Source organism: Candidatus Latescibacterota bacterium (assembly GCA_019038625.1).
In the GTDB taxonomy this organism is placed as follows: domain Bacteria; phylum Krumholzibacteriota; class Krumholzibacteriia; order Krumholzibacteriales; family Krumholzibacteriaceae; genus JAGLYV01.
Map to the genome: position 1 here is coordinate 1 of JAHOYU010000142.1, position 11,520 is coordinate 11,520.

Below are 11,520 nucleotides of genomic sequence, written 5' to 3' on the forward strand. Positions count from 1 at the left end.
TACTGAACTTCGATATTAGCATATCATCTGTCCAGTTCCAAAGGGGGACGGTATACTGTTCTCAACGAATCATGTAAAGAGATCAAGGATCTCGAAATCCGTATCCGAGATATCGAACGTAACCTCAGGGCCTTGTCTAAAGATGATCCTGTCATAGGACGACTGCGCTCCATACCCGGAATCGGCCTGCTGAGTTCCACTGCAATTGTAGCTTTCACGGGTGATATAAATCGCTTCCCCTCTGGCCGCCATTTCGCCAGCTATCTCGGCCTTACTCCCAGAGAACACTCCAGCGGCCTGCATAGACGCCTCGGACGCATCTCCAAGCGCGGAGACTCTTATATTCGGATGCTCCTGGTTCATGGTGCAAGGTCAGTTCTCTGGGCTTCAAAGAGATCAAAGAATCCTGATCGCCTTCGCTCTTGGGCCCTGGAGATCGAACGCACCAGAGGACACAACAAAGCTGCCGTTGCTCTGGCTAACAAGCTCGCTCGTATTATATGGGCTGTATGGATCAATGACTCTCGCTTCAATTCTGTAAGGGAGGTCGGATGAATTAACCCACCTTTGATTGCTTGGAGATATGAATAAGATGGCGTACCGGTCTGAACCGGCGCGAGGTGAAGCCGATAACTATCGTGGCCCTTGAGGTCGTGCAATTGATTGGCTCCTCGTGCGCGCGTTCCATCATGGCCCGGAGATCTCTGCATCTCCACTCACAGAGGCCGAAGATACGACTGCAATCAGACCACCTTCACCATCTAAGAATAATAACTCTTGCCAGGAGGAGTCCAGATACGATAGTTAGGCATTTGCTATTCTTTCATAAGTATACATCGGTAAATCAAAGATGCATTTACATTTTAATATTCACGAATTGAGTTAATAACACTAGCCTCTTTATATTTGATAGTGCGGTCAACAAAAAACATTTGCCACGCAACACTTTTCTCTAGAGTATTTTTAACAATTGCATTCGATGCATATTGAATTGATGTGCTTGCTATACTTGGAACAATAAAGTCTAAAACAATACCAGATACGCTAATCCATTTTGAAAATGTTTCTAGTCTATTCTTCATTGCAACAATATCTTGATTGGCCGATATAACTAAATCCTTGTCTATAGGTGTATTCCCGATTGAATTAACAAATTTTCGAACAGCATTTAGTTTAGGATCATTTCTTATATCTAATAATTCATTGTAATTCCTAATATGGAAATTAGGAATAAATACATCAAATAATGATGATAATTTTTGTCCGACTGCCTGATAAGGAATGTTTTTTATTGATTTCAATGATTTATATTTGCAATATTGTAAATAGTTTTCCCACTCATAAACTGGTAATTTCAGTTCTTGAGCAAGAACCATAATCCTGTTTATATCTGAAATACATTCATATAGATATTTAAGAATATAATTCTTGTTGCTATTTTTTGCCGTCAATACATTAATCATTGTTTTATATTCATTAAGTCCAATATCAGTTTTATTAAAAAGATCTTTATAAAACATAATCCAAAGCTCCAACGATTCTTTGGTTGGTTTTAAAATATTAGGATCGCTAAGATCTTTTATATTTAGATCGTCGATACGGTTTGCAATTTCAGGTTTGTTCAATATTTCAAAATAATCTTCAATTATGATATGCCCATCAGATGCAAGACGTTCAAGGATCAATACGTTTTCTTTTTTAGGTTTATAGCTCATTAATGATTGTCGAGAACCTATCATGCAATCAAAAGCTAAAGAATCGATAGTGACATAATCATAAAGAATGTAGGGCATTAAATCGATGCCATCGGATGTATGCCTATCTAATGGAGGCAAATGCCAATCAAGAGAAAGATTTCTAATTCCGATAGCATTGACAGAGGGGATAGGTCTTCCAGCAAATGGTCCATTTTGCAACGTTATGAAATTTTCAGGAATATAGGAATCTTTTAATGTCCCTCCGATTCCCCAACAACCTAGTACAACATTGCCTTTTAGATTCTTCAAAAGCAGGTCTCCTAAATGTCTAACAATCTTCGATTCAGCCACGGGCTTTCCTGTTACGGACCCTGCCTCCGCAGGGGCCGTAACAGGGAAGATTCCGACGGCTGCAAGCGATAGTTAGACTGATCCTTTTTTCTTAATAGCTAATGTCTCATGTAAGTATTTTTTTCCATATAGTGTCAATTTGCACATTTTAGTAAGTTTTTCATTGATCATTTTGTTATGAAATTCAATTAGCCCAAGCGCAGAAAATTGAGTTTTTATATGATTCAAATCATTACGTAGTATACTTACAGAAGACACTTTGTACGATTCGTATTGAGAGCTGTGGGCTTCTTCAATGTCATCTTTTATTATGCGGTTAATTCCAATCGCAATCCTATCTAGCTTATCCTCGACTATTAGGTTAGGAGCAAAAGATAGGAATATTTGATCCCATGTAAATTTCTTAGTCCCTCTTTGAACTAAAGTCCGTGACTGATCACCATGAGGGACCTCATTATTCGTAAATGTAATATTAAATCCCAATTCAATTTTATCTTGGCTCCGCGCTAGAGAATCTGGAATATCCGGTGGTTTTACTATTAATTTTTTTAACTCATCGGATTGGACTTCCAATTTCTTCCGGAGTGATAGTATTTCAGTTGTTGCCTCTTCAGATGCTATGGCATTTGAACGCACCCAACCTGGTCTCGCATGAGATTGTATAATCTGAGTTACACTGCGACTGACCACAGCACCTAATTCATCAACGTTAGACCATTTTTTGCACAATTTATTTTGGACTAATCCCCTAAACTTTTCTTGCTTCTTTCTCTTTTCAGGATCTTCTTCAACCATTTCAGCAGGTAGTTTTTTAATATTTGAATGAACAAAACCAATTACTGGTATTCCAGCCAAAATCGCATATTCATATTCTTTCTGAGTGTAACTAACAGCATCCGAATCAACAGATCCATATTTACCAGCAACAATCACAATATAATAATCACACCCTTATATTATTTTTTTAATGTAGGACCACTGATCATCATCAGTCGCAGGAAAATATTCCATTCCACATGGAATACAATTTAACTCAAGGAGGGCTCGTATAACTTCTAATCGCTCTTTTTTGAGGTCTTCATAGGTCGAGCTTAAAAATATTTGATAATGTTTTTCCAATTTTCCTCCAATTGCAGTCTAACGCCCGGGCTGACACGTGTGAGGCGGTTTTTCGCGCATCCTTGTCCAGCCCGATGTTAGCGTTCATAAATTAAATCCCATATATTGTCCACTTTCAGCAATGGCTTACATTAAATCATTTTCATGAAATTCAATCGAATCAGTGATTTTATTAATCTTATCAAATTCGCCTCTGTCCACATCAATTCGACAGACCAACCACCATCTTCCCTCTCCCTCATACGGGCACTCGAACTGATATGACTCACCTCTAATATTTAACTCAATCACGGCTTTTGAGTCTCTCAAAGGAATCTCATTCGAATAGTTATGCACAGAGATTGTGTATACACCCTTTGCCAGCAAACCGAATGAAAGAATCTCAGGGCCATATCCGCATCGAATATCCTCAGATAGCTTTGCCCACGGGAACGACTTGAGAGTACCAAGGTGTCGATACCATACTCTTGCCCTTCGCCCTTCTCCTTCAACATCGAAGTGTAAATCTAAGTCTCTCGGGACCGCAGCCCAGCGTAAAGAGACTGTTTCAAGCTCAATCTCTTCTTTTTCTCTTTCGACTTCAAGAGCAAGCATATGGACCATTCTTACATCAGACGCTGCAATCAATGCATCTCCCTCACCTACATTTAGCTCACTAATAAGCAAATCTGGAGGTAAGAATGTGTCTGGGTCGGATTGTAATGCAAGCTCAACGCGGTCAAACTCGGCACGCGCCAGAATAGATGGAAAGGGAGCAGTCCGGGAGAAGGCAAAAGCTGGACGAAGAACGAAATTTCCTACAAAATCAGCAATCTGTCTGATAATAGCATTGCCAGGTACAATAAGCTCATAACGCAAGTTGAATGTTTCTAAGACAAACGGTATACGCACACAAGGTTGATCATTGCAGGATCTTTGCCATGTTGGATCTTCGATTTGTTCAGGGAGTAGCTTTGGCATCGATTCCCAGTGCCATTTTGCAAGTCGCAATGTCTCGATAGGGTAGAGATCTGGCCGCCGATGGATTTTTGCATGACAGTTCGGGCAAACTAACATGAGATTGTTACTGGTGTTATCCCCACCTTCAGAAAAGTAGACAACATGATGCATATGTAGTGTATTTGTTTCGATTCGTTCACGAATCTCATCTGGCTCAATGGAGTGCCCCTGTAAAGAGCAACGGTCTCGTGCAGCATTTCGCAGTTCTTGAGCCACATGAACGGAAATGTAACGACTTCTATCCTCGCTCATAATCAATTAACCTCGTGAATGCTTCAGCTAACAACCTTCGATTCAGCCACGGGCTTTCCTGACGCGACTGCTGCCCCGCAGCCGGCGTGACAGGGAAGATTCCGACGGCTGCAATCGAGAGTTAGGTGACCATTCTATGTAACCAGACTCGTTTATTACTTTAAGAAAATAACAGTTTATAAAACAAGGTGATTTAAATTTAGAATGCGGCTTCATGAGATTATTTTCTGTTTTTCTGATTCTCGTAGTATCTAGCGTTTATATATTTCACCATGGGATCAAGAATCACTCTACGAATACAAGCCTTAAATATATTCCTAGTAGTAAGCCAAGATGACAATGGTGGTGATATTTTATAGTAGATATTCACAAACAGTTTCCCAAACCAGTTAACAAGCAAATAATCATCTCTAAATGATTTTAGAGTTAACACCGATGGCGACGCTTCAGAATTATATACTACAGATGCAATAAAACACCCACTCTTTCGCTTGGCAAGAGACCTATTAATAGGGTTACTTGTTCCACAATTTGGACATTTCCAACGAGAGAATCCTTTTTCACACTTATGGCAGAAGAGTCCTAATACTCTTTCTGATCCAAAGCCTGGGACGAATCCATCATTCCCACAATTAGGGCAGAACTCTAAGGGGAACAAATTATCACAGCTTACGCAAATCCTGACAGACTGCCCTGGCCCAGGGTGTTCAGAAAAAGTAGCCTGAAATACTGGAAGGACATAATCGGGTTTTATGAATTTTGGGTTGAACTCAACTTCAGCAGGAATTTTGTCCCATTTCATTTCACTCAGATCCACAATATCCCCTCCTTTTTGTTTAAACAGCAGAGGTTAACATTTATTGGTACAATTCTTTAGTCACCTAACATAGCATTATGTTGCGCTGAAGCTAGCCCATAGAAGACCTTACGACCCGTCGCATTAACTACGCTGATTGCACTTAAATTGAGATAAACTGGCCCCTATGATCCGCTTCTTAATATACCGAGGAGGATAGTAACACATATTACTGCGTTTTAACTACCTAATTTTGACTTAAAGCGCCCTGGCAGACGATTTAAAAGCAAGCTGTCGGTAGGAATCCCCACCACCAGCTGCTCTTGTTTAGTAAACTATATTTGACATCGCAGGGCTATTCCCCTCACACGAAACGATTTGTTTGCCATACCGGCTTCTGTATCATGGACTGTACTTGATTATTCGTGTGTAAGTAATGATGGGCGATACTGGACTTGAACCAGTATCGCCCTATTTTTATGCTGCCGGAATTCTTATCTTAACAGGACCATCTTCTTCGTCTGCACGAAATCACCTGCGACGAGCCTGTAGAAATAGATTCCGCTCGCCACGGCGTTTCCCCCGACATCCCTTGCGTTCCAGATGACTTCCTTACGGCCTTCTGTCATCTCCCCGTCGGCGAGTGTGGCGATAAGCTCACCCTTCACATTGTAGACGGCCAGGCTCACCCGTACCGCGCGTGGCAGATCGAACCTTATAGTAGTCGACGGGTTAAAGGGGTTCGGGACGTTCTGACGCAGAGCAAAGGCCTTCGGTACTGATGGCAGGTCATCTCCCGTGACTGTGACCGGCGATGCGGAGTCGCTCTCGTTACCAGAATCATCGAGTGCCGTGATCTTGTAGTATACCCCCGAGACACCGATCTCCGTATCCGTCCAGTACGGTGTCGCCGTGGAGTGGACCTCCTCTCCGGGGACCGGAACAAAGTCGGGGTCGCCGCCACGATATATCCTGTAGTACTGGAAATCAGGCTCCGGGGAAATGTCCCATGTCAACGCATTCCCACTTCCGGTGTTGTAGGCCACGGCAAGCGCGAGAGGGACGCCTGGCGCTATATTGTCGACCGAGTATCCGCTGTCGGGCGGGCTCTCGAAATAGACTGCAGGAGTGGTAGTATGCGCCGAGATATAGAATACCTCCCATGGGATCGTCCCGGACGAATCCGCCTGCGTGGGGACGAGCTGGATGTACCGGTCCTGCTGTGTCGCGTAGAAGCTCGTTACAACCTCCCAGAGTCCGGGAGGCGCGAGTGAAAGCGTCGAGCCCGATATGTTAACGAAGATCCTGCCGTCCCAGGCGATCACTCCGCTTTCTTCGGCAGGCAGCAGCTGAGGTCGTTCCGTGCCGCTACGTTCCAGGCTGCTGATATCATCTTTCGAAAGTCTCTTTCCGGTCTCCAGGATACCGGCCACCATAGCCTGTTCATCCACGCGCCTGTAAATATTGTATCCTGTTATCGGGTAGGTGGCTTCTCCCGGAGCATCGTAGACCGATCTCCTGATGTGCATCCTGGCCCAACCTCCCTGGTCATCGGGCACGTCCACGATCGAAGCGATGCTGCCCCAGCTGGTGAGAAGTTCGAAGCTCGCCGTGAGGACCGTGTCCTCCGCGCCGGCTGTGAAGGAATGAGTCGCAAACCCTCCGTCGCTCCAGCCCGAGAATACGTATGTCGTGTCACCCTCAACCTGTAGCGAATCGGTGCCGATACCGTGGCTATACCCGACACCCGTGACGAATTGATAAGGAGCCACGAACGGAGCACCGTCCACGCTTATGGAAAGTCCCGCAGGCTCGGTGACGACCGAGACCGTAGTCGAAGTGGTTCCGCTCAGATCGACGTCCGAACAGATATCGTCTCCCGTATCGAGTACACATCCATGCACGCCCCTGGCCACGGGTTCATACCTGACCGTCACGACATGTGCAGAATCGGGTCCGATACTATAGGCTCCCCCTCCCGAAATGATACTGAAGTCATCGCAGACCTCCGAGAAAGTACCTGTCAATTCCACACCGCCAGTGTTCACAACGGTGAATGTCGTATCGACGTACGTTCCGTAATCGATTATCCCGAAATCAATCGATGCGGGCGACACGGCGCAGGAGGCGGGCTCCTGTTCGAGCCTGAGTGTCCAGACCGAGCCCCTCGCGTTATAGCTGTATTCGTAATTGTCGTCGAGGTGGGCTCCGACAGCGATGTCGCCGAAACCGTCTCCATCGAGATCTCCGAGAAAGGCTAGCGCCGAACCGAAACGTTCGTAACTATACAGCGTGCCGCTGAAGTTGCCCGAATAGTCACCGATCTTCGCGTACGAGGCGACAGTACCGTCACTTTTAAGGAAAAGGGTCCAAAACGCCCCCCTGTCCCCGCCTCCCTCGTCGTCATATGGTACGCTGGCCGCGAGATCGGGGGTACCGTTGCCGTCCTGATCGCCGATGGCCGCCAGCGAAGATCCCAATCTATCGTAGGTATCAAGTTCGGCGGAAGGGAACCCGCCCGACAGCGCGCTTATCTTCTGATGCGACTGTACGGTGCCGTCGGTGTCCAGGAACAGGACCCACATGGCTCCCTTATCGTATCCTACTCCGTCGTCGTCTAAAGGCGCCCCGACTGCCAGGTCCGTCACACCGTCACCGTCGATGTCGCCGGCATTGACGACTGCAGAACCGAACAGGTCTGAGTAATCGAGCGTTCCTGTGAATCCTCCTGTAGACTGGCCGATCTTATGATGCGATTTCACCGTCCCGTCGGTGTTGAGAAAGAGGACCCAGAGAGATCCCATATTACTGTTATCGCCGCTCGAACCTACCGCAATGTCCTCCACACCGTCACCGTCCAGGTCGCCCAGGCCGGCAACGGCAGAGCCGAAGTGTACGCTCGTTCCCAGGATGCCGGTGAACCCACCGGATGTGGAGCTTATCTTCTGATGTGATTTCACCGTATGGTCCGAATCGAGGAAAAGCACCCAGACGGCTCCGGCCTCCGTGAATCCGTCATAATCGTGCGAAGCTCCTACCACCAGGTCGGTATAGCCATCACCGTCGAGGTCGCCCACGGAGTCCACCGCGCAACCGAATTCCGAGTATGAACCGAGATCGGAATCCGGCCATCCCGTAGCGGCGCTGATCTTGGTGTAGTCCTCGACTGTTCCGAGCGTATCGAGAAGAAGGACCCATATCGAGCCCTCTACAAAAGAGTATCTCTCCTTGTCCCCGGTAGCACCGACCACCATGTCTCCCACACCGTTTCCGTCGATATCGCCTATCCCTGCTACAGATGAACCGAAATACTCATAATCGAACATCATCCCGATCAGTCCGCCCATGGTGCCGTTTATCTTATTGTTATAATAAGACTTCAGGGATCCGTCGCTTGCCAGCGGCAGGATGTAGACTGATCCCACATTGCTTCCGCACTCACTGTCCCTGTAGGCTGCGACCGCCAGGTCGCCGATTCCGTCGCCGTCGACATCGCCAGCGGCCGTTATCCCGTAGCCGAAATACCCGTACGAGGGCAGATTTCCTGCGAAGGAGGTCCGGTCGATCTTCGCGTAAGACTTGACTGTCCCATCAGAATTAAGAAGCAGGGAGAAGACCATCCCCTGGTAGTTGTAGGAATATGTCGAATGTTGATTCGGTGCACCGACTACCAGGTCGTTCGTCCCGTCACCATCTATATCACCGGGAGAAGCGAGGTCCTCGCCGAAAGCCTGACCCGACTCCAGCACAAAAGAGAAATTTCCTTCGAGCCTGCTTATCTTCTGGTGAGCCTTGACCGTTCCGTCGGTGTTCATGAAGAGTACCCATACCGCACCTGCGCCCGACGCTCCGTCATCGTCATTCCTCGCGCCCACGGCGATATCGATCACGGTGTCTCCGTCTATGTCCCCAAGGTTCGTGATAGAGTTGGCGAAGTAATCCACGTCGTCCAGCGTCCCGGTAAAGTTTCCCGCGGTGTCGCTGATCTTCTGATATGATTTCACCGTACCGTCGGTGTTGAGGAAAAGTATCCATAATGCGCCGCGGCTGCTCCCCCCGTCATCGTCGCCAAAGGCTCCAACGGCAAGGTCCTCCACTCCGTCACCATCGAGGTCGCCCAGTTCGCCCAGGCTGCTCCCGAAGAAGTCCGAATTGTCAAGGGTGCCAGTGAATCCTCCCTGTGTGGCGCTTATCTTCTGGTGCGATTTGACGGTGCCGTCGGCGTTGAGAAAGAGTATGTAGACAGCTCCCCTTGCGTCCCCTCCATCATCGTCGCCATAAGCTCCTACGGCCAGGTCGGCTATGCCGTCGTCGTCGAGATCCCCGATGCCTTCGACGGACCATCCAAACGAATCGCCCGACTCAAGGAGCGCGGTGAAGCCGCCTGATGTGGAGTTGATGCGCGTGTATGATTTCACCAGTCCACGGGAGTCGGGAAACATAATCCAGACATCGTCGCGGGCTCCGGCGACAAGTTCGGATATCCCGTCGCCGTCCAGGTCGCCCAGCTGTGTCATAGCCGCGCCAAAGTAGTCTCCCAGATCGACCGGCAATCCGGGCAGGCCGTATACACTGTTGATCTCGTTGTAATCCTTTACCTGTACCTGTGCGATGGCGTTGCCCGGCAGAGCAACGACTACCGCCAGAAGCACACAAAGAAAAAGGACATTCGGAATGGAAACCTCAAAAAAAGTACGGCGCCACATAGAAGACCTCCACGATGTTAAGAGTTTTGAGCTATCGATACGTTGGGTTACGTCAGCTTGCCCTGTCAAACGGAGACACATTTAGTACAAACATATTTATGTAATCAATATCTTTACCGCATAAAATAAAACGGCGCAGAGACCTTGAGATGAAGAGCAAAGCATGTATTTACTGCAACCGTATCAACTTGGAAGCACGATTGTATAATATCGGATATGATTTGTCAATTTATATTTACACAACAGGATAGCTCTATTTGTTGAGCTTATCCCTTGAGTATTCGGGCAGCCTGCGACTTCCTGCATCTAAGGCAGGTGATCTCTGCACTGCCGGCAAAGTCAGGTTTTACCCCGGCCCTATATCAATCCCCTGTTTTTCAGGCGGTCCTGTTCCCATATACCAAAATTCTTCGGAGGATGAATAATGTCTTCTTCCGGTTTAAGCTGCATTCGCACGGCTTCAAATGCACAGGAGGTGACACACAATCCACAACCAATACATTTCTCCTTATCGACCACCGCGATCCCCTCGTCAACTTTGATCGCCTTCATCTGACATCGCTTGATGCAAAGTCCACATCCCGTGCAAGTCTCGGGATCGATGACGGAAAAATAGTTCGCAGCTGCCACGGATTTCTCAATGCCGAATTCCGTGATCCCTCTTAAAATGCCGCAACAGCATCCGCAGCAATTACAGACGTAATAGAATCCTTCTTCGATATTAGTGACGCAATGGACCAGGCCAGCCTTTTCTGTATCATCCAGCATTTTCAGGGCTTCTTCTTTGGTGATATCCCGATCGCTCGGCGGTCTTTCAAAAGGAGTAAAATTCAGACAGACTTTCAGGGGAAGATCACATTTTCTCTCTTCCAGAAGATCCTGTTGTACCCGGCAGATACAGTCCCTCACACGAAACGATTTGTTTGCCATAATGACTTTTTTCACATCGTCGTACGGAAGGATCCAGTCTGTCTTTACGGAGCCCTGTGCGGGGACCACGCGGTGGATGGCCGGCTGAAACCTCATAAATTCAGCACCACCCTCATCCATGTAATCTTCCATCAGATGGGCCATTTCATGATCCATGCTCCATACCTGGGCTTCATAGATCCCGACAACGAATGGTGCCAGCCTGAAATGCCCGCCTCTTCCCCATACCGCTCCCTTGTTGGATAATTTATCCAGACGTTTAGTAGTCTCCTCTACGGTCAGGCCGACACGTTCCGCGATTCCTGATACAGGTTCTGCCTGGATAGTCATCTGTCCGGCAAGCCAGGCTTCTTCCTCTGTGAAGATCTTTCTAAGAAGCACCAGCTCTATCCCGGACTCCGTTCGAGGAAAAGCATTGGGAAGTTTGTTCAGGGCATCGGCCAGGGCACTATAATATTTCTCTATAGATTCAGGATTATCCTTAAAAGGCCCGAATTTTGGAATCATCAAGGCAAATCCGGCTGCTGCTGTCGTAGCCATGAATTCCCGGCGGTCCATAGGTATTTTCCTGGACGATCTGTGATCCATTTTATCCCCCTTTTAATAGATTCGATTGTGATGCTTTAAAAGAGTTCCGCGCCTCAGCATTCTAGATGCACTATACAGGAAC

8 protein-coding genes are annotated in these 11,520 nt (G+C 47.3%); 1 reads left to right on the plus strand and 7 read right to left on the minus strand.

What is annotated here, in order from left to right; translation table 11 throughout:
- Window positions 1-12 precede the first annotated feature (12 nt).
- Window positions 13-555, plus strand: a complete 543-nt coding sequence (locus KOO63_10800) for an IS110 family transposase (protein ID MBU8922293.1) — start codon at window positions 13-15, stop codon at window positions 553-555.
- Window positions 556-863: 308 nt separating this feature from the next.
- On the opposite strand, the gene KOO63_10805 is transcribed toward KOO63_10800, so the two are convergent.
- The 7 genes from KOO63_10805 to KOO63_10835 form a co-directional block, all read right to left on the minus strand.
- Complete coding sequence (locus KOO63_10805) at window positions 864-2,006, minus strand: hypothetical protein (protein ID MBU8922294.1); 1,143 nt, start codon at window positions 2,004-2,006, stop codon at window positions 864-866.
- 114 nt (window positions 2,007-2,120) lie between these two features.
- Window positions 2,121-2,981 carry a hypothetical protein gene (locus tag KOO63_10810; GenBank protein MBU8922295.1) on the minus strand — a complete coding sequence of 287 codons (861 nt, stop codon included), beginning with the start codon at window positions 2,979-2,981 and terminating at the stop codon, window positions 2,121-2,123.
- Between the two features lie 18 nt (window positions 2,982-2,999).
- Entirely contained in the window at window positions 3,000-3,167 is a 168-nt protein-coding gene (locus KOO63_10815) for a DUF4062 domain-containing protein (GenBank protein ID MBU8922296.1), read from the minus strand.
- 126 nt (window positions 3,168-3,293) lie between these two features.
- On the minus strand, window positions 3,294-4,418 hold the full coding sequence (locus KOO63_10820) for an HNH endonuclease (GenBank protein ID MBU8922297.1): 1,125 nt from the start codon (window positions 4,416-4,418) through the stop codon (window positions 3,294-3,296).
- A gap of 220 nt (window positions 4,419-4,638) precedes the next feature.
- Entirely contained in the window at window positions 4,639-5,235 is a 597-nt protein-coding gene (locus KOO63_10825; protein MBU8922298.1) for a hypothetical protein, read from the minus strand.
- Window positions 5,236-5,708: 473 nt separating this feature from the next.
- Window positions 5,709-9,920, minus strand: coding sequence for an FG-GAP repeat protein (locus KOO63_10830; protein ID MBU8922299.1), 4,212 nt, complete (start codon window positions 9,918-9,920; stop codon window positions 5,709-5,711).
- Between the two features lie 357 nt (window positions 9,921-10,277).
- The gene (locus tag KOO63_10835) at window positions 10,278-11,438 is read right to left on the minus strand and encodes a 4Fe-4S binding protein (protein MBU8922300.1); all 1,161 of its coding nucleotides are present in this window, start codon (window positions 11,436-11,438) and stop codon (window positions 10,278-10,280) included.
- Between the last annotated feature and the right edge of the window lie 82 nt (window positions 11,439-11,520).

Bases quoted from the DNA above. Each gene is read 5' to 3' on its own strand.
- KOO63_10820 (MBU8922297.1), bottom strand. From the start codon at position 4,418: ATGAGCGAGGATAGAAGTCGTTACATTTCCGTTCATGTGGCTCAAGAA.
- KOO63_10830 (MBU8922299.1), bottom strand. From the start codon at position 9,920: ATGTGGCGCCGTACTTTTTTTGAGGTTTCCATTCCGAATGTCCTTTTT.
- KOO63_10835 (MBU8922300.1), bottom strand. From the start codon at position 11,438: ATGGATCACAGATCGTCCAGGAAAATACCTATGGACCGCCGGGAATTC.